Origin of the sequence: Herbaspirillum sp. GW103, assembly GCF_000261365.1 — a bacterium.
Lineage (GTDB): Bacteria > Pseudomonadota > Gammaproteobacteria > Burkholderiales > Burkholderiaceae_D > Herbaspirillum.
Genome location: NZ_AJVC01000004.1, coordinates 128,665 through 154,385, shown reverse-complemented (window position 1 = coordinate 154,385; position 25,721 = coordinate 128,665). Strand labels below are relative to the sequence as shown.

At 63.2% G+C, this 25,721-nt stretch carries 21 protein-coding genes; 9 read left to right on the top strand and 12 right to left on the bottom strand.

Translation table 11 applies throughout. The features are described 5' to 3' along the window. Positions 1–54 precede the first annotated feature (54 nt). The 7 genes from htpX to GWL_RS12855 all read left to right on the top strand — a co-directional run bounded on the left by htpX (position 55) and on the right by GWL_RS12855 (position 6,757). The gene (gene htpX, locus GWL_RS12885) at positions 55–930 is read left to right on the top strand and encodes a protease HtpX (protein ID WP_008330825.1); all 876 of its coding nucleotides are present in this window, start codon (positions 55–57) and stop codon (positions 928–930) included. Between the two features lie 86 nt (positions 931–1,016). Next, complete coding sequence (locus GWL_RS12880; RefSeq protein WP_008330824.1) at positions 1,017–1,652, top strand: L-threonylcarbamoyladenylate synthase; 636 nt, start codon at positions 1,017–1,019, stop codon at positions 1,650–1,652. Positions 1,653–1,742: 90 nt separating this feature from the next. Then, positions 1,743–2,402: a site-2 protease family protein gene (locus GWL_RS12875; RefSeq protein ID WP_008330823.1), complete on the top strand. Its 660-nt coding sequence runs from the start codon at positions 1,743–1,745 to the stop codon at positions 2,400–2,402. Between the two features lie 43 nt (positions 2,403–2,445). Continuing rightward, entirely contained in the window at positions 2,446–3,645 is a 1,200-nt protein-coding gene (locus tag GWL_RS12870) for a tryptophan--tRNA ligase (protein WP_008330822.1), read from the top strand. 186 nt (positions 3,646–3,831) lie between these two features. Next, positions 3,832–4,710: a 4-hydroxy-tetrahydrodipicolinate synthase gene (gene dapA / locus GWL_RS12865; RefSeq protein WP_008330820.1), complete on the top strand. Its 879-nt coding sequence runs from the start codon at positions 3,832–3,834 to the stop codon at positions 4,708–4,710. 61 nt (positions 4,711–4,771) lie between these two features. After that, positions 4,772–5,953, top strand: coding sequence for an outer membrane protein assembly factor BamC (gene bamC, locus GWL_RS12860; RefSeq protein ID WP_034350780.1), 1,182 nt, complete (start codon positions 4,772–4,774; stop codon positions 5,951–5,953). Positions 5,954–5,971: 18 nt separating this feature from the next. After that, positions 5,972–6,757 (top strand): MBL fold metallo-hydrolase, encoded by a 786-nt coding sequence (locus GWL_RS12855; protein WP_008330817.1) that lies wholly within the window; start codon positions 5,972–5,974, stop codon positions 6,755–6,757. A 396-nt stretch (positions 6,758–7,153) separates the two neighbouring features. Here the strand turns inward: GWL_RS12855 and GWL_RS23910 are convergent, their stop codons facing one another. Together GWL_RS23910 and GWL_RS12845 are read right to left on the bottom strand one after the other, a co-directional pair. Beyond that, positions 7,154–7,429 (bottom strand): hypothetical protein, encoded by a 276-nt coding sequence (locus GWL_RS23910; RefSeq protein WP_008330814.1) that lies wholly within the window; start codon positions 7,427–7,429, stop codon positions 7,154–7,156. Between the two features lie 322 nt (positions 7,430–7,751). Next, complete coding sequence (locus GWL_RS12845; protein ID WP_237713571.1) at positions 7,752–8,879, bottom strand: cupin domain-containing protein; 1,128 nt, start codon at positions 8,877–8,879, stop codon at positions 7,752–7,754. A gap of 223 nt (positions 8,880–9,102) precedes the next feature. Here GWL_RS12845 and GWL_RS12840 point away from each other — a divergent pair, with 223 nt between their 5' ends. Continuing rightward, entirely contained in the window at positions 9,103–9,645 is a 543-nt protein-coding gene (locus GWL_RS12840) for a peptidylprolyl isomerase (protein WP_008330810.1), read from the top strand. 160 nt (positions 9,646–9,805) lie between these two features. On the opposite strand, the gene GWL_RS12835 is transcribed toward GWL_RS12840, so the two are convergent. The 5 genes from GWL_RS12835 to GWL_RS12815 all read right to left on the bottom strand — a co-directional run bounded on the left by GWL_RS12835 (position 9,806) and on the right by GWL_RS12815 (position 18,288). Next, positions 9,806–10,747: a hypothetical protein gene (locus GWL_RS12835; RefSeq protein ID WP_034350775.1), complete on the bottom strand. Its 942-nt coding sequence runs from the start codon at positions 10,745–10,747 to the stop codon at positions 9,806–9,808. 52 nt (positions 10,748–10,799) lie between these two features. Further along, positions 10,800–13,481 (bottom strand): DNA mismatch repair protein MutS, encoded by a 2,682-nt coding sequence (gene mutS / locus GWL_RS12830; RefSeq protein WP_008330807.1) that lies wholly within the window; start codon positions 13,479–13,481, stop codon positions 10,800–10,802. 398 nt (positions 13,482–13,879) lie between these two features. Beyond that, positions 13,880–15,463 carry a DHA2 family efflux MFS transporter permease subunit gene (locus GWL_RS12825; RefSeq protein WP_008330805.1) on the bottom strand — a complete coding sequence of 528 codons (1,584 nt, stop codon included), beginning with the start codon at positions 15,461–15,463 and terminating at the stop codon, positions 13,880–13,882. Positions 15,464–15,490: 27 nt separating this feature from the next. Further along, a complete protein-coding gene (locus tag GWL_RS12820; RefSeq protein WP_008330784.1) occupies positions 15,491–16,723 on the bottom strand; it encodes an HlyD family efflux transporter periplasmic adaptor subunit in 1,233 nt (410 codons plus the stop codon). Positions 16,724–16,728: 5 nt separating this feature from the next. Further along, positions 16,729–18,288 (bottom strand): efflux transporter outer membrane subunit, encoded by a 1,560-nt coding sequence (locus tag GWL_RS12815; protein ID WP_255347961.1) that lies wholly within the window; start codon positions 18,286–18,288, stop codon positions 16,729–16,731. A gap of 243 nt (positions 18,289–18,531) precedes the next feature. On the opposite strand from GWL_RS12815, the gene GWL_RS12810 reads away from it, so the two are divergent. Further along, entirely contained in the window at positions 18,532–19,134 is a 603-nt protein-coding gene (locus tag GWL_RS12810; protein ID WP_008330781.1) for a TetR/AcrR family transcriptional regulator, read from the top strand. A gap of 6 nt (positions 19,135–19,140) precedes the next feature. On the opposite strand, the gene GWL_RS12805 is transcribed toward GWL_RS12810, so the two are convergent. The 5 genes from GWL_RS12805 to xdhB all read right to left on the bottom strand — a co-directional run bounded on the left by GWL_RS12805 (position 19,141) and on the right by xdhB (position 25,716). Further along, a complete protein-coding gene (locus tag GWL_RS12805) occupies positions 19,141–20,124 on the bottom strand; it encodes a type II TA system antitoxin MqsA family protein (RefSeq protein WP_008330780.1) in 984 nt (327 codons plus the stop codon). 11 nt (positions 20,125–20,135) lie between these two features. Continuing rightward, the gene (locus GWL_RS12800) at positions 20,136–20,531 is read right to left on the bottom strand and encodes a hypothetical protein (RefSeq protein WP_008330762.1); all 396 of its coding nucleotides are present in this window, start codon (positions 20,529–20,531) and stop codon (positions 20,136–20,138) included. A 220-nt stretch (positions 20,532–20,751) separates the two neighbouring features. Further along, positions 20,752–22,050: a guanine deaminase gene (gene guaD / locus GWL_RS12795; RefSeq protein WP_008330759.1), complete on the bottom strand. Its 1,299-nt coding sequence runs from the start codon at positions 22,048–22,050 to the stop codon at positions 20,752–20,754. Between the two features lie 188 nt (positions 22,051–22,238). After that, entirely contained in the window at positions 22,239–23,327 is a 1,089-nt protein-coding gene (xdhC, locus tag GWL_RS12790) for a xanthine dehydrogenase accessory protein XdhC (RefSeq protein WP_008330757.1), read from the bottom strand. A 19-nt stretch (positions 23,328–23,346) separates the two neighbouring features. Next, the gene (xdhB, locus tag GWL_RS12785) at positions 23,347–25,716 is read right to left on the bottom strand and encodes a xanthine dehydrogenase molybdopterin binding subunit (RefSeq protein ID WP_008330755.1); all 2,370 of its coding nucleotides are present in this window, start codon (positions 25,714–25,716) and stop codon (positions 23,347–23,349) included. Between the last annotated feature and the right edge of the window lie 5 nt (positions 25,717–25,721).

The following is a 25,721-nucleotide window of genomic DNA, read 5'->3' as shown; positions in this document are numbered from 1 at the left end:
TTCGGCAGGCTGATTCCTATCTAATACCCACTTTTCCGATAGGAGTTTTCCCCGATGAAACGCATCCTGCTGTTTATCGCCACCAACATCGCCGTGCTGGTGGTGATGAGCGTGATCCTCTCCCTGTTGGGCGTGGACCGCTTCCTCACCCGCTCCGGGCTGAACCTGCCGATGCTGCTGGTGTTTTCGCTGGTGGTCGGTTTTACCGGATCGATCATCTCCTTGCTGATGAGCAAGAGCATGGCCAAGTGGTCCACCGGCGCGCGCGTGATCGAGACGCCCATGAACGGCACCGAAGCCTGGCTGTTGCAGACCGTAGGCAAGCTGGCCCAGCGCGCCGGTATCGGCATGCCCGAAGTGGCGGTCTATGAGGGTGAACCCAATGCCTTTGCCACCGGCGCGTTCAGGGATTCGGCCCTGGTGGCGGTATCCACCGGGCTGCTGCAAGGCATGACGCAGGAAGAGGTGGAAGCCGTGCTGGGCCACGAGGTGGCCCACATCGCCAATGGCGACATGGTCACCATGACGCTGATTCAGGGCGTGGTGAACACCTTCGTGGTGTTCCTGTCGCGCGTGGTCGGCTATTTCGTCGACTCGGCCCTGCGTCGCAACAACGACGACTCCGGTCCCGGCATCGGCTACATGGTCACGGTGATGGTGTGCCAGGTGGTCTTCGGCATCGGTGCCTCGATGATCGTGGCCTGGTTCTCGCGCCATCGCGAATTCCGGGCCGATGCCGGCGCGGCGCGCCTGTTGGGCACGCCCCAGCCGATGATCAATGCGCTGGCGCGGCTGGGGGGCTTCTCCCCGGAAGGCTTGCCGCAGAACATGGCCGCCCTGGGCATCAGCGACAAGCCCGGCATCATGGAACTGTTCTCGACGCACCCGCCACTGGAACAGCGCATCGCCGCCCTGCGCGGCCAGCGCTGAGCCCGGCGGGCAGCGACAACGGCGGTGGCGACACCGCCGTTGTGCTTTTTACGATTTGGATTTGGATTGGAAACGGAAACCGCATCATGAGCCAGTTTTTCGAGATTCACCCCGACAACCCGCAACTGCGCCTGATCAAGCAAGCCGCGCAGATCATCCACAAGGGCGGCCTGGTGGCCCTGCCCACCGACTCCTGCTACGCCCTGGTCTGCCAGCTGGACAACAAGGATGCCGTCGAGCGCGTGCGCCGCATCCGGGGCGTGGACGACAAGCATCACCTGACCCTGCTGTGCCGCGACCTTTCCGAGATCGCCCTGTACGCCAAGGTGGACAACCGCCAGTACCGCCTGCTCAAGGCCGCCACCCCAGGGGCCTATACCTTCATCCTGGAAGCCACCAAGGAAGTGCCGCGCCGCCTCTCGCACCCCTCGCGCAAGACCATCGGCCTGCGCGTGCCCGAGAATCGCATCGCCCACATGCTGCTGGAGGAGCTGGGCCAGCCGCTCCTGGGCACCACCCTGATCCTGCCGGACGAAGACCTGCCGCTGACCAGCGCCGAGGACATCCGCAGTCATCTGGAAAAGAGAATCGAACTGGTCATCGACAGCGGGGCCTGCAGCCTGGAGCCGACCACCGTGATCGACCTCACCGATGACAATGAACCCGTGCTGGTACGCCAGGGCAGGGGAGACGCAAGCATCTTCGGTTTGCAGGCTGCCTGAGCGAATGATTTTTCAAAAAAGCCTGGCCGGCCGGTCGGGCTTCGTGCGATTCCGGGGCATTGTATTGTCCCTCTGCTAAAATCCCCGCCCATGAACGAACTCATCCAGACTGTCGCGGTATACGCGCTGCCCGTCCTCTTCGCCATTACCCTGCATGAGGCCGCACACGCCTATGCGGCCAAGTTTTTCGGGGATACCACGGCTTATTCGATGGGGCGCATGAGCCTCAATCCGCTCAAGCACATCGATCCCTTCGGCACTATCGTCATTCCGCTGCTGCTGTACTTTGCCACCAGCGGTGCCTTCCTGTTCGGCTACGCCAGGCCGGTGCCGATCAATTTCGGCCACCTGCGCAAGCCCAAGCGCGACATGGCCTGGGTCTCGCTGGCCGGTCCCGCTGCCAATTTCTTCATGGCATTGCTGTGGTTGCTGGCCATCTATGGCCTGGCGCTGGCCGGGGTGCAGGAAGAATTCTTCACACTCATGGCCAAGGCCGGGGTGCAGACCAATCTGGTGATGTTCGCTTTCAACCTGTTCCCGATCCCGCCGCTGGATGGTGGGCGCATCCTCACCAGCTTGTTGCCGAACCGATATGCGTATAAATTTGCCCAGATCGAGCCTTATGGCTTCTTCATCGTCATGGCGCTGGTACTGCTCAAGGTGATCTATGCTTGGTGGATGGCGCCCGTGATGTTCGTTGCCGGCAAGCTGCTGCAGCTCATTACCTTCCCCATCACCTTGCTGTTCTGAGCGTTCATGTCGAATCGCCAACCACCAACCCACGCCAACCGCCATGTATCCTGACCGCGTCGTCTCCGGCATGCGCCCCACGGGCGCGCTGCACCTGGGCCACTATCACGGTGCCCTGAAGAACTGGGTCAAGCTGCAGTCCGAATTGCCCTGCCTGTTCTTCGTGGCCGACTGGCATGCACTGACCACCCATTACGACGATCCCTCCGTGATCGAGACCAGCACCTGGGAAATGGTGATCGACTGGCTCGCCGCCGGGGTCGACCCCGCCCAGGCGACGCTGTTCATCCAGTCGCGCGTGCCCGAGCATGCCGAGCTGCATCTGCTGCTGTCCATGGCCACGCCGCTGGGCTGGCTGGAACGCGTGCCGACCTACAAGGACCAGCAGGAAAAGCTGGCCGACCGCGACCTGGCCACCTATGGCTTCCTGGGGTATCCCCTGCTGCAGGCGGCCGACGTGCTGATTTATCGCGCCAGCCAGGTGCCGGTGGGCGAAGACCAGGTGCCGCATATCGAGATCATGCGCGAGATTGCGCGGCGCTTTAACCACCTCTATGGCAAGGAAAAGGGGTTCGAGGAAAAGGCCCTGGCCGCCACCAAGAAGCTGGGCAGCAAGCGCGCCAAGCTGTATCTGGAACTGCGTACCCAATTCCAGGAAAAGGGCGACGATGAAGCCTTGGAGCAGGCCAAGGCCATGCTGGACGATGCCCAGAACCTGTCGATGATCGATCGTGAACGCTTGTTCGGCTACCTCGAAGGCAGCCGCAAGCTCATCCTCACCGAGCCGCAGGCCATGCTCACCGAGGCGTCGCGCCTGCCGGGGCTGGATGGTGCCAAGATGTCCAAGAGCTACGGCAATGCCATCGCTCTGCGGGAAGATGCCGCCTCGGTCACCAGGAAGGTCAAGACCATGCCGACCGATCCGCAGCGCGTGCGCCGCAGCGATCCTGGCGATCCGGATAAATGCCCGGTATGGCAGTTCCACCAGGTGTATTCCAGCGCGGAAGTGAAGGAATGGGCGGCCAAGGGCTGCCGTTCGGCCGGGATCGGTTGCCTGGAGTGCAAGCAGCCGGTGATCGATGCCATCCTGCAGGAGCAGCAACCCATGCTCGAGCGTGCCCAGCCTTACCTGGATGATCCTTCCCTGGTGCGGGCCATCGTCGCCGACGGCTGCGAAAAGGCCCGCAAGCTGGCCCAGGACACCATGCGCGACGTGCGCGAAGCGATGGGACTGGGGTATTGAACCTTGCCGATCGTTATTGATCTGCGGCAAGGCGGGGCCATGATCCCGTCCGGCCCGCAGGGGGGCGAGCTCTCCGGTTTTTTTTTACGTCCGCTTTCATCTGTAGCAGCCGCAATTTGACCTGATGAGGCGTCTATCCGCTACAATCAGGCCTTTATTCTGACCATCACCTTACATACGCACACCATGATCAAGGGTAGCATTGTTGCAATCGTCACTCCCATGTATCCGGACGGCAGCCTCGACTACGACGGCCTGCGCAAGCTGATCGACTGGCACATCGCCGAGGGAACGGACAGCATCGTCATCGTCGGTACCACTGGCGAATCGCCCACTGTCTCGATGGAAGAGCACTGCGAACTGATCAGGGTCGCGGTCGAGCACACGGCCAAACGCATTCCCATCATCGCCGGCACTGGCGGCAATTCCACTTCCGAAGCCATCGAACTGACCGCCTTCGCCAAGAAGGTCGGTGCCGATGCCTCCCTGCAGGTGGTGCCCTACTACAACCGTCCGACCCAGGAAGGCATGTACCTGCACTTCAAGACCATCGCCGAAGCGGTGGATCTGCCGGTGATCCTGTACAACGTGCCCGGTCGTACGGTTGCCGACATGAGCAACGAGACCATCCTGCGCCTGGCGCAGGTCAAGGGCATCGTGGGGGTCAAGGATGCCACCGGCAACATCGGTCGCGGCACCGACCTGATCCGCCTGGCACCCAAGAGCTTCGCGGTCTATTCGGGTGACGACGCCACCGCCATCGCGCTGATGTTCTACGGCGGCGCCGGTAATATCTCGGTGACCGCCAACGTCGCCCCGCGCGACATGCACGAACTGTGCGTGGCCGCCATGAGCGGCAACATCGCCCGTGCCGTGGAACTGAACAACAAGCTGCTGCCGCTGCACAACAAGCTCTTCGTCGAGCCCAACCCGGTGCCGGTCAAGTGGGCCATGCAGGAGATGGGTCTGATCCCGTCGGGCATGCGCCTGCCGCTGGCGCCGCTGGGTGAGTCCTTCCACGACACCGTGCGCGCGGCCCTGCGCGAGTCCGGCGTCTTAAACTGATCGGCTTGGCCGCTTTGGCGCAGGTCTCCTGAAATCCGATTCCGCTTTCACTAGTAACGATATGACTAATAGCAAGAACGTTCGTCCGGTCTCCCGCTCCGCGTACACACTCACCCAACGCAGCATCGTCGTCGCACTGGCGCTGGCCGGACTGGCCGGATGCTCGTCCGTCGGCAGCATGCTCGAAGGCGACCGTATCGATTACAAGAGCGCCGAAAAGGCCCGCGGCCCCCGCCTGGAAGTGCCGCCCGACCTGACCCAGCTGCAGCGCGACAACCGCTACGCCATCCCCGAAGCCAACAAGGGCGTGGCTACTGCCTCCGGCTACCAGCTGGAACAGCAGACCAAGCCGACCACCGAGGTGGCCACCGTAGCCCCCGACACCCAGGGCGATGCGGTACGTATCGAACGCGACGGCTCGCAGCGCTGGCTGGTAGTCAAGCAGACCCCGGAACAACTGTGGCCGCAGATCAAGGACTTCTGGCAGGACAACGGTTTCCTGATCAACATCGAATCACCCGAGACCGGCGTGATGGAAACCGACTGGGCCGAGAACCGTGCCAAGATCCCGCAGGATTTCATCCGCAATACGCTGGGCAAGGTGTTTGATTCCCTGTATTCCACCGGTGAGCGCGACAAGTTCCGCACCCGCCTGGAGCGCGGCCCCAACGGCACCACCGAAATCTTCATCAGCCATCGCGGCGCCGAGGAAGTGCTGACCGGGTCGGCCAAGGAGACCTCGGTGTGGACCGCGCGTCCCTCCGATCCAGGTCTGGAAGCTGAATTCCTGTCGCGCTTGATGGTGCGTCTGGGTGTCCAGGAGAGCAAGGCCAAGGCCGCCGTGGCCAGCGCCCCGTCGCTGCAGGCCCGTTCGCATCTGAAGAAGACGGCGGCCGGCAGCAGTGTGCAGGTCGATGAGGGCTTCGACCGCGCATGGCGCCGTGTCGGCCTGGCGCTGGATCGCGTGGGCTTCACCGTGGAAGATCGGGACCGCAGCCAGGGCATCTACTACGTGCGCTACGTGGACCAGGATCAGGATGCCAAGGACAAGAAGGATGAAGGTTTCTTCTCGCGCATCTTCAGTTCCAAGGACAAGGACAAGAAGGCTGCCAAGTACCGCATCGTGGTCAAGGGTGCCGGTTCCGACAGCAGCAACATCGTCGTGCAGAACGGCGAGGGTGGTCCGGATACCTCGGGTATCTCCGACAAGATCCTCGGTTTGCTCAACGAACAGCTGAAGTAAGCAGGACCCGGGGCTCAGATGAAGTTCGCGAGCCTCGGTAGCGGCAGCGAAGGCAATGCGCTGCTGATCTCGGCCGCAGCCGGCGACCAGCGTCCCTCCTCGGGGACCACGGTCATGCTGGACTGCGGCTTTACTTTGCGGGAAGCCGAAAAGCGCATGCTGCGCCTGGGCCTGGATCCCTCCGAGGTTGCGGCCATCGTGGTCACGCATGAACATTCGGACCATGTCAGCGGTGTCTTCAAGTTTGCCCGGCGCTATCGCATTCCGGTCTGGTTGAGTTACGGCACCTGGCAGGCCGTGGCCGAGCAGGCCAATGACGTCGACGTGCGGTTCTGCGCCGATGGCCAGAAGATCGCCATCGGTGATCTCGAACTCTCCCCCTACACCGTTCCGCACGATGCCCGCGAGCCCATCCAGTATGTGGCCAGCAATGGTGATCGCCGTCTGGGAGTGCTTACCGATGCCGGTCAGCCGACGGCGCATCTGGTGCAGGCGCTTGGCGCCTGCGATGCACTGCTGCTGGAATGCAATCACGACCGCGAGATGCTGGACCGCTCGCCCTATCCCGCCTTCCTCAAGCGTCGCATCGGCGGCGACTACGGTCACCTGGCCAATGACGCCAGCGCAGAGATCCTCCGGTTGCTCGACAAGAGCCGGCTCAAGCGCGTCATCGGCGCTCACCTGAGCCAGCAGAACAACACCCCCGAACTGGCCCGCGCGGCCATCGAAAGCGTGCTCGGCACGACCTTTGGCGACATCGGCATTGCCTGCCAGGAAGAAGGGTTTTCTTGGTTGGACGTCTGATTGCCAAACGCGAGTGGGTCAGTCCTTTGTCAGGCTGCTTCGTTCTTGTGTGCGGCGCGTCAGAAACAATTTGTTTCTCTTTTTCTTCAGCTTGCAGGACGCTGTACGCCCTTGCCGGGTCTGTGTCTTTGACGCCGATCACAAATCCGGCCTCAGGAGGCGCTGTCAGTCAATTGTCAGTGGGGGTTGCAGGGACGCTGGTGGCGATGCGTTTCCTGGCCGTTTTGAGGGATTCTTGCCCGGTCGGACGAGGGCCGGATCCTGTCGACCAAGGAGGCGGCGTTCTTGAGGCGAAAAAGTGAAGGGAAGGGCGCGATGCCAGCGGTACGTGAGACAAAACGCCGGACGAAAAAAAACCGGTCTTGCGACCGGTTTTTTCCGAAGATAATCCGAAGATTACTTGGCCGGAGCGGCTTCAGCCGGCTTGGCATCAGCGGCCGGAGCGGCAGCGTCAGCAGGCTTGGCAGCGTCAGCGGCCGGAGCGGCAGCGTCAGCAGGCTTGGCAGCGTCAGCAGCCGGAGCAGCAGCGGCAGGAGCTTCAGCAGCGGGAGCAGCGGCAGGTGCCGGAGCTTCAGCAGCGGGAGCAGCAGCAGGTGCCGGAGCTTCTTCCTTCTTGCCGCAAGCAGCCAGAGCAACAGCCAACAACGAAGCGATCAACAGAGTCTTTTTCATGAATATTCCTTCAGTATTTAAAAATTGTGCGATGAATAATTACCGGTAATTATCGCTCTACTAGGAGGCTTTCGCCGCGGGTATGACCTCACGGTCGAGCTTCGGTTCTTGTATCTTTTTACTGCCGAAACAATGCCTGACAACGAAAACTTTCCAGCCCATCATTATAGCTATTTTTTTCCGAAATCACATCGTCGCCACGGGAATTCGTAAGAATTTGTAAGAACTTACATCCCCCTCCCTGCGGCCGCAAAAGCTTGATGCAAGCCACTTCCCGGGATTTCCTAAAGTAATTTCGAGAAGTCGCCACCATAATTTTTAACTAATCTCGAATAATGTCGAGCCAGCCGCTTTCATGCCATTGATGCAGGGCTTCCAGCAAGTCTTCGGAGGCCTGCTCGAAGTCGCTTTTGTCGAGCACACGCGAGTCGGCCAGGCGGGCCAGGATGGCCTTGTCACCGCGGTTGACCTGGAAGGATTCGCCATTGATGAAGACGTGGGAGCCGCGATACAGCATGCGTGTCTTGCGGTGCAAGGCCAGGCCGCGTTTCTTGGCCCCCTGGAAAAAGCGAGCAAAGGACAGTTCCTGGGCCGGTGCCTCGAAGAAGACGCTGGGTTTGGGCTCCGACAGGTGCTCGCCGAGGAAGATGGTGATGTCGTCGTCGGTGAAGCGGATCTTGTTGAGTTCATCCCGGATGCGCGCCACCATGTCCAGCGGCAGTTCGGCCGGCCTGGCGCTGGCCTTGAGGTCCGGATCTTCATAGCGGCCGGGCAGGTCGATGGTATCCATCATGAATTCCAGGAAGGATTCGCCCAGTTCTTGATAGGCCGGTGCGCGGAAACCGATCGAATAGGTCATGCACTCACCCACGGCCACACCGTCGTGGGCATATTGCGGCGGCAGATAGAGCATGTCGCCCGGCTCCAGCACGAATTCCTGTTCCGGCTGGAAGTGGCTGAGGATTTTCAGGGGCACGCCTTCCTCCAGCGTCAGGTCATCCTGGGCGCTGATGCGCCAGCGGCGCTGGCCGTGGGCCTGCAGCAGGAACACGTCATAGGAATCGAAGTGCGGACCGACGCCACCGCCATCGGTGGCATAGCTGATCATCAGGTCATCCAGGCGCGCATCGGGCAGGAAGCGGAACTGGCGCAGCAGGGCGTCGGCCGCCGGATGATGCAGGTTCACGCCCTGCACCAGCAGGGTCCAGGCTTTCTGCTTCAAGGGCGGCAGCTTGTTGAAGGGGCCGTGCTGCATGTCCCAGCCATCGCTGCGGTGGGTGATGAGGCGCGATTCGACCTCCTCGCGACGGGCCAGGTCGAACAGTTCGCGGCGCGGCAGCGGTGCGGTGAAACCGGGGAGGGCGTTGCGGATCAGGAGCGGCTTCTTGTGCCAGTAGTCACGCAGGAATTGGGCGGGCGTGATGCCGCCGAGCAGATCGAGTTTTTTCATGGTCGCCATTATAGGCGGGCTGGCGCGGTAGCAAGCCATTGGCGGCGACCAAGTTTGATGCAGGTATAATCGCAGGGTCGAGAAACCGTTTTGAAAGAGTCCTTGCCTCGCGGGAATGGCAAGGGGATGGTTCTTAGGCCCCAACCCGGGTGGCAGGTGCCTGGCGCGCATGAACCGCAGCCCTGCCGCTCCCGCACCACTATCGATACAAAGGACCCTTACGATGAAGATCGCCAAGAATACCGTCGTTTCCGTCAACTACAAGCTGTCGGATGCCCAGAACAACCTGATCGAGCAAAGCAGCGAGCCGATGGTCTACCTGCACGGCGGTTACCACAACACCCTGCCCAAGATCGAAGAAGCACTGGATGGCAAGGAAACCGGCTACAGCACCACGATCCAGGTCGAGCCGGAAGATGCCTTCGGCGAATACGATTCCGAGCTGGTCAAGATCGAGCCGGTCGAACGCCTGCCGCAGCCGCTGGAAGTGGGCATGCAGTTCGAAGGTTCGCCCGACGATGACAGCGAGGAATCGGTCATCTTCACGGTCACCGAAGTCGCTGACGGCAAGGCCGTACTGGACGGCAACCATCCGCTGGCCGGCATCGCCCTGCGCTTCGAACTGGCGGTGACCGAAGTGCGTGCCGCCTCCGAGGAAGAAGTGGCCCACGGCCACGTGCATGGCGCCCATGGCCATCATCACCACCACGATGACGAAGAGGAAGGCGACGCCGGCGACCACTTCCGCAGCCAGCCGCTGAACTGATCCTGCATCGCCGCCGAGGGCGTCCCGAAAATCGGTAAATTCCTTCCGGCGATGACTAAAAAACGCCCGCAGATGCGCTCTGCGGGCGTTTTTCTTCATATAAGTCGTTAAAACTCGTTTTCCAGCCGCTTTCCAGCCGTTCTTCACCCGTATTGGCCGCCTAGCGCCGTTCTCCATCCGCATCGGCTACCGCAAACAGTTGCGGCAGGTGCTCATCGACCACTACCTTGAGCCAGCGCTCGCCCACACCCACGCTGCCGAGGTTGCCGCTCCAGAGGATGTGGGCAGCGGCCTTGTTCTTGCCGCCCTGAGCATGTACCACCAGCACTCGCCCGCGGAACTTGCCCGCCAGTTCCGAAAACAGTTTGCGCGTCTCGACAAAGCCGTCGCGCTGGGTCCGGAAAAAGGAGCGCCTGGGCGGCGTCCCGAAGGGATTGCCATCGCTGAAGAAGACGATGGCCGCACTCTTCTTCAGTGCGGCAAAGGCGAAGAGGTGCTGCAGCCAGTTGCGGTTGGCGATGAGACGGTCCTCGAACTCGTTGTTGCGTCCGCCATCGAGCAGGAAATGATTATTGGCCGCCGGCAGGTTGACGGTGGCGAAGAGGACATTGCCGACTTCCCAGCGGGTGTTCTCGGCATAGCTGCGAAATTTGGGCGTGAGCGACTGGCGCAGCATCGGCAGGCGGCTGGCGCCCAGGGAGAATTCGCCAGCGTAGAAGATATCGCGCATGCGCGCCAGGCGCTCGATGGCGTCCGAGCGGTTTTCGCGGTCGCGGCAGGTGATCCAGTCGCTGCCTGCCAGCGAGACGAAGATACCGTTCTGCGCCTGGGCGAGCAGGTCATGCCGTTGGGCATAGAGCGCGTCGTCGCAGCTTTCGGAGGGCGATTTGATGCCATTGACCACCACGAAGGCGAGATTGTCGGCATCCGTCTCGGCCAGCGCCTGGCGCAGCCCGCCGTCGCCCTTGACCCCGGCGGCCGCGTGGTTGATCACGGCAAACGCGAAATCCTGCGCGCCGGCGCGGGCCGCACCGGCAGCCAGCAGGGTGGCTGCCGCCAAGCAGGTGCTCAGCAGGAGGTGACGGAGCGGCTGGATCGGCATGCAGTCTCTGTGCGGGTCAAAGGGTGGCAGGTAGCGGCGGTGGGGGCTGTCCTCATTGCCCCCGGCGCAGGGCCTTGAGCTGGTAGAGCGCATCCAGCGCCTGGCGCGGCGTGAGGGCGTCGGGGTCGATGCCGTCCAGCGACTGCCACAGCGCCTGCGCCAGCGGATCAGGTTCGACCGTGGCTGGCGGCGTGCGTTCATCGTGCGCTTCTTCAGTTTCCACTGTGGTATCCATGAAGGAAGGGGTGCTGAACAGGTCGAACTGCGGCGTCGGCTGCATGGACTGGCTTTCCAGTGCCGAGAGGTGCTTGCGGGCGGCGCGGATGACTGCTGCCGGTACCCCGGCCAGTTGTGCCACCTGCAGGCCGTAGCTCTGCGAAGCCGGGCCGCTCTGCACGGCATGCAGGAAGACGATGCTGTCCTTGTGCTCCACGGCCGAGAGATGCACGTTGGCCGCCGTCGGATGGAGGTCGGGCAACTGCGTCAGTTCGAAATAGTGCGTGGCGAACAGCGTGAAGCTGCGGGTGACGTCGATCAGGTGCCGGGCAATCGCCCAGGCCAGGGCCAGGCCGTCGAAGGTCGAGGTACCGCGTCCGACCTCATCCATGAGCACCAGCGAATGCTCGGTGGCATTGTTGAGGATGGAGGCCGATTCGGTCATCTCCACCATGAAGGTGGAACGCCCCCCGGCCAGGTCATCGGCCGCGCCGATGCGGGTGAAGATGCGGTCGATGGGGCCGATTACTGCGCTGGTGGCGGGCACGAAGCTGCCCACATAGGCCAGCAGCGTGATCAGCGCCACCTGGCGCATGAAGGTCGATTTGCCGCCCATGTTGGGACCGGTGATGAGCAGCAGCTTGCGTTCGGCGGCCAGCTGGCAGTCGTTGGCGATGAAGCGCTCGATCTGGTTTTCCACCACGGGGTGGCGACCTTGGTCGATCTGGATGCAGGGTTCTTCGACCAGTTGCGGTGCGCACCAGTTGTTGCGCACGGCATGGTCGGCCAGGGCCACCAGGGTGTCGAGCTGGGCCAGCGCATGGGCGATGGATTGCAGGCGCACGATATGAACGCCCATGTCATTGAGTAACTGTTCGTAGAGGAATTTCTCGCGTGACAGTGAACGTTCCTGCGCGGAGAGCGCCTTGTCCTCGAAGGCCTTCAGTTCGGGAATGATGTAGCGCTCGGCATTCTTCAGGGTCTGGCGGCGGCGATAGTCTTCCGGCACCTTGTCGGTCTGGCCGTGGGTGACCTCGATGTAGAAGCCATGCACCTTGTTGTATTCCACGCGCAGGTTGGCGATGCCGGTACGTTCGCGCTCGCGTGCCTCCAGTTCCAGCAGGTACTGGCCGGCGTTTTCCGACAGACCGCGCAGTTCGTCGAGTTCGGCGTCATAGCCGCGCGCGATCACGCCGCCATCGCGCACCATGGCGGCGGGTTCCAGCATGATGGCGCGTTCCAGCAGGTCCAGGCATTCCGCGGGCGTCGCCAGGTCTTCGTGCAACTGGCCCAGCAGCGGGGCTTCGGCGTCACGTGCACACATTTCCACGTAGGCGCGCAGCGACCCCAGTTGCTGCAGACCGCTGCGCAATCCCGCCAGATCGCGCGGACGGGCCGAGAGCAGGGCGATGCGGGTGGTGATGCGTTCGATATCGGGCACCGCCGCCAGCGTGGCCGACAGGCCCGAGCAGGCATCGGTGCGCATGAGCGCATTGATGGCAGCGTGGCGCGCGCGCGCCACCTGCTGGTCGCGCAGGGCGTGATGCAGCCAGTGGCGCAGCAGGCGCGAACCCATGGCGGTGCGGCAGTGGTCCAGCGTGGAGAACAGCGTGGGCGCCAGCGCATTGGCATCCTGCGAACGGATGGTTTCGGTCAGTTCCAGGTTGCGGCGGGTGGCGGCGTCCAGGCCGATGAATTCATTTTCGGATTCGACGGTGAGCGTGCGCACGTGCTGCAGGCCGCGTCCCTGGGTCGATTGCGCATAGCGCAGCAGGGCTCCCGCGGCGCAGATGGCCGGGCCCAGGCCGTCGGCGCCGAAGCCGTGCAGGGTGGCCACGCCCAGTTGATCGAGCAGGGCCTTCTCGCTGCTGGGCTGGTCGAAATGCCAGTCCGGCACCGTCACGGCACGGTTGGGCAGCAGCGGCTCACACTGCTCCAGCTGGCCATCGGCCACCAGTACTTCGGCGGCCGAGATGCGTTCCAGCTCCTGTTTGACGCGGCCATCGAGCAGGGCGCTGTCGACCGAGAATTCCATCATCTTCAACGCACCGCTGGCCATGGACAGCCAGGCCAGGCCGACCTGCATCTGCTTGCGCGACTTGGCCGGCAGCAGCTGCATGGCCAGCAGGCAGCGCTCGGCCTTTTCGGGCAGCAGGTCAGAGTCGGTCAGGGTGCCGGGCGTGACCACCCGCACCACCTTGCGCTCCACCGGGCCCTTGCTGGTGGCCGGGTCACCGATCTGTTCGCAGATCGCCACCGACTCGCCCAGCTTGATCAGGCGCGCCAGGTATTGCTCCACCGAGTGGAAAGGCACACCGGCCATCTTGATCGGGTTGCCGTTGGAGGAGCCGCGCTGGGTGAGCGTCACGCCCATCAGGCGCGACGCCTTTTCGGCATCCTCGAAGAACAGTTCGTAAAAATCGCCCATGCGGTAGAACACCAGCGTGTTGGGGTGGTCCGCTTTGATGCGCAGATACTGCTGCATCATCGGTGTGTGGGCGGCGAGGTCTTTGGTCATGGGTCAGGGGCGATGCGGGCATCGCTTCTTGCAAGTTCGGGAAGCATGGCCGCGCGGGCTGGCCTGGATCTCCGTGGACACCACGGGTTCATCAAGCCACGGCTGGCGGCGGGACGTCATGGCGGCCGCGATGGGGAGGCCGCCATAAATCAAAAATGCGGACCGTGGTCCGCATGCTTGAGCCGGGATTGTACGCGCATTGGGGCGGTGCAGCCAAGGGTTGCGCCCGGCGCGGCCCGGCGCAGGGGCAAAGCTGTGGGTGAATATCCAGAAAGTTCGGCATCCAAGCCCGTCCATCTTCCCGCTCAAATTCCCGCCCAAAAAAACAGGCGGCCACCGAAGTGGCCGCCTGCCCAGTCCGCAGGGGGAGACGGACTGTGGGGGGAGAAGGGCAAGGCTCAGTGCGCCGCTGTCGTATCGGCCACCCGGGTCGGCTTGGGGGCCAGCCACACCGCCAGCGCCGCCAGCGAGAAGGACACTGCGGCCATCATGAAGATGTGGTTGGTGGACAGCATCACGGCCTGGTTCTGCACGGTCTGCGCCAGGGATGCGGTGGCCTGTTCGGCGCTCATGCCGGCAGCCATCATGGTTTTGACCGCATCGCCGCCACGATCGACCAGGCCGGACAGTTCGGCGTGGAAGTAGGTGGCGTCGTTTTCCCAGCTGGTATTGACGATGGAGGTGGCAATCGCCCCGGCCATGGTGCGGCAGAAACTCATGAGGCCGGCGGCCGATGCGGTCTCTTCCTCGTTCACGCTGGAGAGTGCCAGCCCGGTCAGCGGCACGAAGAACAGCGGCAATCCGATACCTTGCAGGAACAATGGCCAGCCGATCTGGAAGAACGACATGTCGGTGGTGTTGAAGGCCCGCAGGAAGGTGATGAAACCCAGCCAGGTCACGCCGATGCAGACCAGCTTGCGCGCATCCACGGTGGTGGACATCTTGGCCACCAGAGGGGCGGTCATCACCGCCAGGATGCCGGTCAGCGCCGAGATGCAGCCGGACCAGGTGGCGGTATAGCCCATGTAGCCCTGCAGCCACAGTGGTGTCAGCACCACCGAGCCGAAGAAGGCACCGAAGGCCAGGCAGATGGTGGTCACGCTGGCGGTGAAGCCGCGATGGCGGAACACCCGCAGGTCGACGATGGGATTGTGCTCGGTCAGCTCCCAGATCAGGAAGGCGATGAAGAACACCACGGCGGTCACGGCCAGCAGCACGATCTCGGTGGAGGCGAACCAGTCCTTTTCCTTGCCTTCATCGAGCATCAGTTGCAGTGCCGCCACCCAGACCACCATCAGGATCAGGCCCACGCGATCGATGGGCAGCTTGCTGGTCTTGGTCTCGAAGCGCTTGAGCATGCGCCAGCCGAGATAGCCGCAGATCAGCGCCACCGGCACGTTGATCCAGAAGATGTAGGGCCAGCTGTACTGGTCGCACAGTACCCCTCCCAGGATCGGCCCGGCAATCGGCGCCACCAGCGTGGTCATGGCCCACAGGCCCACGGCCGCCGGTGCTTTTTCCTTGGGGAAGATGCGCAGCAGCAGGGTTTGCGAGAGCGGCATCAGCGGGCCACCGGCCAGGCCCTGCATGACGCGGAAGGCGATGAGCATGCCCAGCGAATTGGCCAGGCCGCACAGCGCCGAGAACAGGCCGAACATGACCATCGAGAGGATGAACACGCGCACCGTGCCGAAGCGATTGGCCAGCCATCCGGTCAGGGGCACCGTGATGGCTTCGGCCACCGCGTAGGAAGTGATGACGTAGGTGCCCTGGCTGGTCGAAGCCCCCAGCGCGCCGGCGATGGTCGAGACCGAGACGTTGGCGATGGTGGTGTCGAGCACCGCGATGAAGTTGGCAGCCGCCAGCAGAATGCCGGCGCCCACCAGCTGGCCGCCGGTCAGCGGGGCCTCGAAGAGACCAGGCTGGGCGGCGGGCTTGGGGGCTGGCAGGTCGCCAGCCGTTGCGCTTGGTGTGGATGACATGATGAGTCTTTCCTGGTGGTCCCTCGCTTACAGCGCGGCGGCCCTGGCCTCGGTGCTGGCCGTCTTGGGCTGGACGTCGCCGGCCTTGATCTGACCGCGCGTATCGATCTCCACTTCCATCGACAGGCCCACCGACAGTGGACGCTGCGCCAGTTCCTTGGGATCGAGCGAGATGCGCACCGGCAGACGCTGCACCACCTTGATCCAGTTACCGGTGGCGTTCTGCGCCGGGATCACCGCAAAGGCCGAACCGGTACCACCGGACAGGCCCGTCACCACACCGTGGTATTGCACCGAACTGCCATAGAGGTCTGCCGTCATGGTCACCGGCTGGCCGATGCGCACCTTGGTCAACTGGCCTTCCTTGAAGTTGGCATCCACGTGCATCTGCTGCAGCGGCACCACCGACAGCAGGCTGGCACCGCTCTGCACGCGCTGGCCGACCTGTACCTGGCGGCGGGCGATGACGCCATCGACCGGGGCGCGCAGCACGGTGCGTTCCAGGTCCAGCCTGGCCTGATCCAGCTTGGCGCGGGCCAGCACCACTTCCGGGTTGTCGGCCACCGTGGTGTTGGCGGTCAGCACGGTGCTGGCCTTTTCTGCGCCCTGGGTGGCCTTGATGTTGGCGCGGGACTGCACTTCAGCCGCTTCGGCCGCCTTCAGATTGGCCTGGGCGGTCAGCAGGGCGGTACGGGCATTGCTCAGTTCTTCACCGGAGACCGACCCTGACTTGGCCAGCGCTTCGCGGCGCTGCAGGTCGATCTGGGCACGCTGCAGGTCGGCCTGGGCCGACAGCAACTGGGCACTGGCGCGCTTCTGGTCCGCTTCGCGGGCCAGTACCTGGGCCGCCAAGCCGGCATCGTTGGCGAAGTAGCCCTTGACCTTGCGTTCGGTGCGGTCCAGGTCGGCGGCGGCCTGGTCTACGGCCAGCCTGGCGTCGGCATCATCGATGCGCACCAGGACATCCCCTTTCTTGACGGCCTGGGTGTCGACCACGTCGACGGCGGCCACGATGCCGTTGATGGCGGGGGTGACGGTGGCCACTTCGGTGGCGGTGTAGGCATTGTCGGTCTCGACGTAGCGCGAGCCGATCAGGTACCAGTAGGTGCCGTAACCGATGGCGACGATGGCGACCACGCCGCCGAAGATGGAAAAGAGCTTCTTGCGCTTTTGCGCGGCGGCCGCCTTGCTGGCCGCTTCATTGCGCTGACGGGTTTCTTCGGCCAGGGTGTGGGCCGCCTGGGAATCGCTGTGGGACATGATGTTCAACCTTTCGCTTGCTGTTCGGTGTGGGGCGCGGTGGCGCTGTCTTGGCTCTTGCTGTCGTCGGCGGCACGGTAGCCGCCGCCCAGGGCGCGCACCAGCGCGACATCCAGGGTGAACATGCGCGAGCGCAGGTCCGAGAGCTGGCGCAGGTTGCTGATGAGCGTGTCCTGCGCATTGAGTACGTCGAGATAGGTGTTGAGGCCACCGTTGTAGCGGTTGCTGACGATGCGATACGCCTCGTCGGCGGCGTCGGCGGCGGCTTGCACGTCGTGCAGGCGACCGGCCAGGGCCTTCTCGCTCACGCCGACATCGGCCACGTCCTGCAGGGCCTGGGTGACGGCCTGGTCGTAGTTGGCCACGGCTTCGTCATAGCTGGCGCTGGCCGAACGGAACTGTCCGCGCAGACGACCTCCATTGAAGATGGGCAGGGAGATGGCCGGGCCGAAGCTGCCGATGTCCGAGCCGCTGCGGGTGAGCATGTCGATGCCCAGCGACTGGAAACCGAAATAAGCCGACAGGTTCACGTTCGGATAGAAGGCCGCACGCGCCACCTTGATCTGCTTGCCCGCCGCTTCAGCGCGCAGGCGTGCGGCCACGATGTCGGGACGACGGCCCAGCAGTTCCACCGGCAGTTGCTGCGGCAGGCCGAAGGGCTTGGACAGATCGATTTGCGGACGCGCCAGCCGCAGCCCACGATCCGGACCGGCACCGGCCAGCGCGGCCAGCTTGTTGCGTTGCAGGGCGATGGATTCGTCGGTGGCTTTCAGATCGGCCTGGGCGATGGCGCGGCGGGCTTCCATCTGCTTGACCGAGCCACGGGTTTCCAGACCGTTGTTGAAGCGCTGGTTGAACAGGTCCAGCGTCTCTTCACGCACCTTCAGGGCGGCGACATTGGTATCGCGCTGGGCGTAGAGCTGGGCCAGTTCGGCGTAGGCCGAGGCGATCGAGGTGGCCAGCGTGATGCGCGCCTGAGCGGCGTCGGCACGGCTGGCTTCCAGTTCCGAGGTGGCGGCGGCCAGGGCCGCGCGATTCTTGCCCCAGAAATCGATTTCGTAGCTGAAGTCCAGCGTGGTGCGGGTTTCGTTGTTGTAGCCCTTGGGCACGAAATCCGGCGGCACGCCGTTGTTGTAGGACTGCTTCATGCGATCCAGCGAGGCGTTGCCGCTTGCTTGCGGATACAGGGCCGCACCTTGCTGCTGGGCGCTGCCTTCGGCCTTCATCAGGCGCGCCTTGGCCACGGCCATGGAGGGTGCACTTTGCAGGGCTTCATCGATGAGCGCATTCAATTGGGCGTCGCCGTAGACCGTCCACCACCGGTCGCTGGGCCAGGCGGCTTGTACGGCGTCAGCGGCCAGGGTCTGGCGGGTCTGGTACTGATCGATGGATTTCGGTTCGGCGCGCGCACCGAGATCGGTGAAGGAGGCGCAGCCGGCCATGAGCGTAGCCGTCAGCAGGGCCGCCGAGACCGCCACCGCCCGCCGCCACGGCAGGGTAGGCCGCGCGGATCGCAGCGCCGGATGGGGCGCCCGCTGATCGGGGAGGGATGAGTTCTTGTTCATTTGCGTGGAGAGTGGAGTGAACGACTGAATCAGAAAATCGGGTGTTTATTAACTGTACAGTTCAGTATAGTATTCGGTTTTATGAAGTGTCAAGGCACATTGCGAGAAATTGCTCGTCTTTGTGCGGCATTGCCGCAACATGGTTTTTTCTACCGTATTTGAGGGCAATCAGGCGGCTTTCGGCGGCATCGTCGCCTATAATTCGGGATTGGCCGGTTTTCTGGCCGGCATTACAGGACAATCATGCGCAAGAAGAGTGAAGAGCGGCGGCAGCAGATGATCGACATCGCTGCCGAGGTATTCAACGAAATCGGTTTCGAAGGCGCCTCCATGGCGGAAATCTCGGCCCGTATCGGGGGCTCCAAGGCCACGCTGTACAACTATTTCAGCTCCAAGGAAGAAATCTTCGTGGAGGTGATGATCAAGCAGGTGGGTTGCCAGTTTGAAGAGTTGTTCATGGCCTTGCGTAATGAAGACGAAGTACGGGCCGGTTTATTGCGCTTGGCAAATCATTATCTGGGGGTGGTGTTCCGGCCGGAGATCGTGGCGGTCAAGCGGTTGGCGATGTATTACGCCGGCAAGTCGGAACTGGGGCCGCTGCTGTATGAGCGCGGGCCCAAACGCGGCTGGACGCGCATTGCCGATTTCCTGAAGGTCAAAATGGAGGAGGGCAAGCTGCGCTCCTCTGACGCCTGGATCGCCGCCATGCAGTTTCGCGCGTTGATCGAAGCGGAATGGATGGAAGTGCGCATGCTCAACGTGGTCACCGAGATCCCGGCGGATCAGCTGCAGGCGTCGGCCCAGCGGGCGGTGGAGGCTTTTCTTTATCTGTATCAGCCGCGCTGAAAGGATTCAGAAGCTCAGTGCGGCAGCGTGCCGGTAGTCGATCAGGGCGCCCATGGGCGTCTGAGTCCACGCCTGTTCCCGGTGCGAAGTTTCGGAAATGTCACTGGCGCTCATCTTGGCAAAGCGCTTCTTGATGGCCAGCAGCAGGCCCACTTCGTCCTCATCGAAGTGATTGCGGTCGGCACTGCGCAAGGCCCGCACCTGGGTCCCTTCCATCGCGCCGACCTGGACCTCCGCCTGTTCGATGAGTCCACGCTGCTCCAGCAGGGAAAACAGCAGGCGGAACGCCGACGGCACCGGTCCGTAGGGCAGGCGTTCATAAGCCAGCCCCGAGAGACTTCTTCCTCGCTGCTGGTAATGCTTGAAATCGCTGTAGAAGAGCAGCTTGTTGAGCTTGGTCACGAAGACACCTTCGCCTTCGCTGAGCAAGAGCACGACTTGTTCGAGCTTGTCCAGCCGAAGGCTCTCGGCAGGGGCGGTACGTGCGGTGCTCACGAAGGCCTTCTCCAGCGCAGCGGCGCCCGCCCGCTTTTCCAGTTCGGCCAGCAGCCGGGTACGCACTTGCGGAGCAAGATCACGCGCACTGCGGACCAGTTCAATGAGGGTGTCCACCGAGCCCATTGCCATGCGCATGGCCTTGTCATGCGCGTCGGACTGCAGCTTGCCGTTTTCGTAGCGGCTCACGGTGGCCACGCCCCAGCCCAGCACCGCAGCCAGCTCGACTTGTGACAGCCCCAGCGACTTGCGCCAGGCGATCAGCCGGTCCGGCTCAACCATTCCATGCCGCGCGCGATACAGCGCGCGCGCCTTGACCAGGCTGTCTTCCATGTCCAGCGTCTGGAAGCTCTCGCCACAGCGGTCGCAGGCGAAATAATCCACCGGTACGTCAAACGTTTCCTTGTTCACGATACGGGCTTCCGTCGTGCTGACAAGATGCACTGTTCCCTCGCCGGCACAGTTGGGGCAAATTTCAAAGGGCTTCAGGTCCATCAAACACTCCATCAAACACTCCATTGCACAGGGGGCTTCTTGAAGGGAAACTGCATTGGTCTTTCAGGCGGGTGAAATGACATGCACGTGGTCCGGCGTCCCTCGCGCGACATTGCCAGACAGAGCTTGATGTACACGCGATGGCCCTGCTCCTGCCCGCCCATGTGCTGCGCTACCGTCTTGCCGAAGTGCCAGACCCAGCCTGTGCCCCAGTCGTTCTGGCCGGGGCCGTAGCTGTAGTCTTCGATGCGGAGCTGCTTGAGCTCGCGCACCACATCCACCATCTCGAAATCGATTTGCGCCATGAATTCCAGTGTCTTGCGCTGACGCGACAAGATGATGTCCCGGGAGGGCAAGGCACCCAAGCGGGCGAGGAAGTGTTGCACCTGCAATCGGGTCGCTGACATGGCGGAAGCTCCAATATTAAATCAATTGATCAGTTTATTAATGGAAATAATCAATTGATGTTGCATGTGGGATACGTTGAGGTTTGATGTTCCCTCAGGCTGTCGCCCAGCGGTTTCGAAAAGATGGGATAAACCGTTACAAAATGGGCCGTAAAAAAAAGCCGGACTTGCCTCAACGGCAAGCCCGGCTTCCCCCGCATCGGGGCCGATATGAACGATTTCAGCGCTGATGCACCCGCACCCCCGCCGAATAGGTCGCGGCGATGGTACGGTCATCACCCAAAATGGCCAGTGCGAACAATTGTTCCTCCAGGCTGTCGGTGGTGGCGCTGCGGCGGGCCAGCAAGGGCGTGGCCTGCGGATCCAGCACGATGAAGTCGGCGTCGCAGCCCGGCGTGAAGCTGCCGATGCTGCCTTCCAGCTGGAGCGCGCGGGCACCGCCCAGGGTAGCCAGATAGAACATGCGTTGCGCCGGGAGGTAGGTGCCGCCCATGCGGGCTACCTTGTAGAGCTCGTTCATGGTCTGCAGCATCGAGAAACTGGTGCCGCCGCCGACATCCGTGGCCAGCGACAGTGGCACGCGCGCCGCATCGGCACGGGCGAAGTCGAACAGGCCGCTGCCCAGGAACAGGTTGGACGTCGGGCACAAGGTGGCGGCCGATTGCGTGGCCGCCATACGGGCGCGGTCCTGGTCGTCCAGCCAGATGCAGTGGGCATACAGCGCGCGCTGGCGCATCAGGCCATAGCCGTCATACACGTCCAGGTAGCTGCGGGCATCGGGGTAGAGCTCCTTCACCCATTTCACTTCGTCCGTATTTTCGGCCACGTGGGTTTGTATATACGTGTCCGGATACTGTGCCGCCAGTTCGCCGGCCAGCTTCATCTGTTCATGGGTGGAGGTCGGCGCGAAGCGCACCGTGATGGCGTAGTGCTGACGTCCCTTGTTATGCCAGCGCCCGATCAATTCCTCGCTCTCGCGCACACCCGACTCGGCCGTATCACGCAGGAAATCCGGCGCATTGCGGTCCATCAGGCATTTGCCGGCCACCATGCGCAGGTTGCGTGCATGGCTGGCGGCGAAGAAGGCATCCACCGACTGCGGATGTACCGTGCAATACACGGCGGCACTGGTGGTGCCATTGCGCAGCAGTTCGGTCAGGAAGAAATCGGCCACCTCGCTGGCGTGTTCCGGTTGCTGGAAACGGCGCTCAGCCGGGAAGGTGTAGTTGTCCAACCAGGGCAGCAGGCCAGGCGCGGGCGAGCCGATGATGTCGGTCTGCGGGTAGTGGATGTGGGTATCGATGAAGCCGGGGCAAAGGATCTTGCCACGCAGGTCTTCGATGGCGGTGCCGGGCGGCAGGGTGGCGGCCAGCGTGGCGTAGTCGCCGGCGGCCTGGATCTTGCCGTCTTGCACCAGCAGCAGGCCATCGCCATGCCATTGGGTGGCGTGCTCGTCGAAGGCGGGATCGTTGGTGAAATACAGCAGGCTGGCGCGGTAGGCTTGCAGGGATGGGCTCATGGTGTTTCCTCGATGCAGGCGGCGCCGCGCGCACGGGCGCGGGCCGTCGATTCAGTGGTCATCATACTGGAAGGCACGGTCGTGACGATGCTTTCCGTGTTGCGAAAGTGGAATCGAAGGGGAACCCCGTGCGATCAGCCAGGACGTGTCGACAGGATTCCCGGAAGGGGTGACGGCAGGGTGTTCCTTCAGCCTCTGCCGTCCAGAGCGTGTGTGGCCAGACTCAGTGGCCATGCCTTGGGTTTGGGGTGGGTAAAGCGTAGTTCCCACAGCTGCATCAGTTGCGCCACCACGGCAATGGCGATGCTGGCGGGTTCCTTGCCATAGATGCCGGGAATGCCGATGGGGCAGGTAATGCGTTCCAGCTGCGCCGCCGAGTAACCGCGCTCAGCAAGGCGATGCTCGAACTGCTTGCGCTTGGTGATGGACCCGATCAGCCCGAACCACGCCGCATCGTCACGCTTGAGGATGCGTTCGCTCAATTGCTGGTCGAGGGCGTGGCTGTGGGTCATCACGAGATAATACGCGCCGGGTTCGGCCATGTCGACCGCAGCATTGGGCACATCGGTAGCCTCGATGCGGATCTGCGGCGGCAGATCGGGCGGGAACATGTCTTCACGCTCATCGACCCACAGCACCCGGCAGGGCAGGTTGGACAAGACCTTGACGATGGCCGCGCCGACGTGGCCGGCACCGAACAGCACCACCTGCGGCTGGTGCGCCCGGCACAGGTCGAGCAGCCAGCGGCGGCCCTGTGCGTCGCGTACCAGTTGCGTCTGCCGCGCGTGGCGCAATGCCTCGCGCGGCAAGCCGAGTTCGGGGCCATCAGGCGGGCAGGGCTCGCCATCGTTATCCATCAGTTGCAGCGGCCCGTCCTGATCCAGCGGCAGGGCGCGCCACAGGTCGCTGCCTTCGGACCACGCCTGTTCCAGCGCCTGCCACGTGTGCAGTGATATGGCATCGGCCTCGATGCGCTCAAAGCAGAGAAACACCACGCCCCCGCAACACTGGCCCAGACTGGGCCCGAGGGCGATGCGTTCGAGCCGGCGGCGGTTGGTCAGCGGGTCGGCGTCGGCCTGCAACATGGCCCGCGCAATCTGCGCCGCGCGCCATTCGAGGTGGCCGCCGCCGATGGTGTCGAACTGGCCCCCGGCGGTATAGAGCATGCGCGCTCCGGGCTCGCGCGGCGTCGAGCCCTGGATCTGTGCCACCGTCACCAGCACCGCCGGGACGCTGTCCTGCTGCATGCGACGCAATGCGCTCAGCCATGTGGTCATGATGTTTCTCCGCCGCGTATTACTGAGTAAGCGTGGCCGCGCGCACGGCATCGACCGCGTCGAGGATGGCTTCACTGGTGGCCGGTGCGCGCAGCGGGGGATTGACACGATGCGCGCCCACCGCCGATACCGCATCGCGGATTGCCAGGAACACCGAGAACGGCAGCAGCAGCGGCGGTTCCCCCACGGCCTTGGAGCGGTGGATGGTATCGGACACATTGCTGTTGGCATAGAGCTCGGTACGGAAGGCTTCCGGACAATCCGAGATGGCCGGAATCTTGTAGGTCGAGGGGGCATGCGTCATCAGCTTGCCGTCCTTGTTCCACCACAGTTCCTCGGTGGTCAGCCAGCCCATGCCCTGGATGAAGCCGCCTTCGACCTGGCCGATGTCCAGCGCCGGGTTGAGGCTCTCGCCGGCGTCATACAGCAGGTCGGCCTGCAACAGTTTCCATTCACCGGTGAGGGTGTCGATCACCACTTCGGATACCGCCGCCGCATAGGCGAAATAGAAGAAGGGATGACCGTGCATGCGCTTGGCATCCCAATGCACCTTGGGCGTGGAATAGAAACCGTCGGACCACAATTGCACGCGTTGCAGATAAGCCTTCATCACCAGTTCGACGAAGGGCAGTGATTGCTCGCCCGCCAGCACCAGTCCATCGGCAAAGCGTACCGATGCTGCCTCCACGCCAAAATGCCGCGCGGCCACCTCGGCCAGGCGTGCACGGATCTGCAGGGCTGCATCCTGCGCCGCCTTGCCGTTGAGGTCGCTGCCGGTGGAGGCGGCGGTGGCCGAGGTGTTGGCGATCTTGCTGGTATCGGTGGCGGTGCAGCGCACCTGTTCCAGCGGCACGCCCAGGGCATGGGCGACCACTTGCGCCACCTTGGTGTTCAGACCTTGCCCCATCTCGGTGCCACCGTGATTGACCAGCACCGAGCCATCGGTATAGACGTGCACCAGCGAGCCGGCCTGGTTCAGGTGCGGCACGTTGAAGGAAATGCCGAACTTCACCGGCGTCAGAGCCAGGCCCTTCTTGAGCACCGTGCTGGCGGCATTGAACTCGGCGACCGCGCGGCGACGTTCCTGATAGCGGCTGGTGCGTTCGAGCTGGTCGACCAGGCCGTGGATGATGTTGTCTTCCACCTTCTGCCCGTAATGGGTGACGTTGCGCGCCTCCGGTCCTTCGGCCTCGCTGGGGCCATAGAAATTGTTGCGGCGGATCTCCAGCGGATCACGGCCGAGGTTGCGCGCAATCTCGTCGAGGATGTATTCGATGGCCAAGGCACCCTGCGGTCCGCCGAAGCCACGGAAGGCGGTATTGGATTGGGTGTTGGTCTTGCCGCACATGGCGTGGATTTCCACGTCCGAAAGATAGTAGGCATTGTCGAAGTGGCAGACCGCGCGTGTGGCCACCGGGCCGGACAGGTCGGCCGAGAAACCGGCGCGCGAGATCATGTCGATTTTTGCAGCGACGATGCGGCCATCGTCGTCATAACCGATCTCATAGTCATAGGCAAAGCAGTGACGCTTGCCAGTGACCATCATGTCGTCATCGCGGTCGGCGCGCAGCTTGACCGGGCGCCTCAGTTTCGCTGCCGCCACCGCCGCGGCGCAGGCCCACAGGGCCGATTGCGATTCCTTGCCGCCGAAGCCGCCGCCCATGCGCCGACATTCCACCAGCACGTCATGCGAGGCCAGTTTCAGGACCGTGGCGATGTGATGCTGCATTTCGCTGGGGTGCTGGGTCGAGCAATAGACGTGCATGCCGCGTCCCTCCCTGGGGATGGCATAGGAAATCTGTCCTTCCAGATAGAACTGCTCCTGGCCGCCCACGTCGAACTGGCCGCGCAGCTTGTGCGGCGCCAGCGCCAGAGCCACCGCCGGTTCGCCGCGCGTCAGGTGCATCGGCGGGAGCACGTAGGATTGCGCAGCGTGCGCCTCACGCGGGGTCAGGATCGGCGGCAGTTCTTCGTAGTCGATCACCGCCAGGCGTGCGGCGCGGCGGGCCTGGTCATGGCTGTCGGCGACCACGATGAAGACTGGCTGGCCCACGTATTGCACCAGGCCATCGGCCAGCACCGGGTCATCGTGGATGATGGCGCCGCATTCGTTCTCGCCGGGAATATCGTTGGCGGTGAAGACGGCGCGCACACCAGGCGCGGCCCTGACCTGCTCCAGATCGATCGCGCGCACCCGGGCATGGGCCTTTTGCGACAGCCCCAGCGCCGCATGCAGCGTGCCTTGCAGCTCGACGATGTCGTCGGTATAGATGGCTTCGCCGGTCACGTGCAGCATCGCCGATTCATGCGGATGCGGCTTGCCCACGGTGGCCCAGTCCTTGGGCGGCTGGACCAGGGTGTTGAGGAATTGTTCGGTTTGCTTGTTCATGCGGT

Coding starts and splice junctions, on each gene's coding strand:
- htpX (WP_008330825.1), top strand. CDS start 55: ATGAAACGCATCCTGCTGTTTATCGCCACCAACATCGCCGTGCTGGTG.
- bamC (WP_034350780.1), top strand. CDS start 4,772: ATGACTAATAGCAAGAACGTTCGTCCGGTCTCCCGCTCCGCGTACACA.
- GWL_RS12840 (WP_008330810.1), top strand. CDS start 9,103: ATGAAGATCGCCAAGAATACCGTCGTTTCCGTCAACTACAAGCTGTCG.
- dapA (WP_008330820.1), top strand. CDS start 3,832: ATGATCAAGGGTAGCATTGTTGCAATCGTCACTCCCATGTATCCGGAC.
- GWL_RS12805 (WP_008330780.1), bottom strand. CDS start 20,124: ATGGACCTGAAGCCCTTTGAAATTTGCCCCAACTGTGCCGGCGAGGGA.
- GWL_RS12810 (WP_008330781.1), top strand. CDS start 18,532: ATGCGCAAGAAGAGTGAAGAGCGGCGGCAGCAGATGATCGACATCGCT.
- mutS (WP_008330807.1), bottom strand. CDS start 13,481: ATGACCAAAGACCTCGCCGCCCACACACCGATGATGCAGCAGTATCTG.
- GWL_RS12815 (WP_255347961.1), bottom strand. CDS start 18,288: ATGAACAAGAACTCATCCCTCCCCGATCAGCGGGCGCCCCATCCGGCG.
- GWL_RS12835 (WP_034350775.1), bottom strand. CDS start 10,747: ATGCCGATCCAGCCGCTCCGTCACCTCCTGCTGAGCACCTGCTTGGCG.
- xdhB (WP_008330755.1), bottom strand. CDS start 25,716: ATGAACAAGCAAACCGAACAATTCCTCAACACCCTGGTCCAGCCGCCC.
- GWL_RS23910 (WP_008330814.1), bottom strand. CDS start 7,429: ATGAAAAAGACTCTGTTGATCGCTTCGTTGTTGGCTGTTGCTCTGGCT.
- GWL_RS12855 (WP_008330817.1), top strand. CDS start 5,972: ATGAAGTTCGCGAGCCTCGGTAGCGGCAGCGAAGGCAATGCGCTGCTG.
- GWL_RS12870 (WP_008330822.1), top strand. CDS start 2,446: ATGTATCCTGACCGCGTCGTCTCCGGCATGCGCCCCACGGGCGCGCTG.
- GWL_RS12875 (WP_008330823.1), top strand. CDS start 1,743: ATGAACGAACTCATCCAGACTGTCGCGGTATACGCGCTGCCCGTCCTC.
- GWL_RS12825 (WP_008330805.1), bottom strand. CDS start 15,463: ATGTCATCCACACCAAGCGCAACGGCTGGCGACCTGCCAGCCCCCAAG.
- GWL_RS12880 (WP_008330824.1), top strand. CDS start 1,017: ATGAGCCAGTTTTTCGAGATTCACCCCGACAACCCGCAACTGCGCCTG.
- GWL_RS12845 (WP_237713571.1), bottom strand. CDS start 8,879: ATGAAAAAACTCGATCTGCTCGGCGGCATCACGCCCGCCCAATTCCTG.
- GWL_RS12820 (WP_008330784.1), bottom strand. CDS start 16,723: ATGTCCCACAGCGATTCCCAGGCGGCCCACACCCTGGCCGAAGAAACC.
- guaD (WP_008330759.1), bottom strand. CDS start 22,050: ATGAGCCCATCCCTGCAAGCCTACCGCGCCAGCCTGCTGTATTTCACC.
- xdhC (WP_008330757.1), bottom strand. CDS start 23,327: ATGACCACATGGCTGAGCGCATTGCGTCGCATGCAGCAGGACAGCGTC.
- GWL_RS12800 (WP_008330762.1), bottom strand. CDS start 20,531: ATGTCAGCGACCCGATTGCAGGTGCAACACTTCCTCGCCCGCTTGGGT.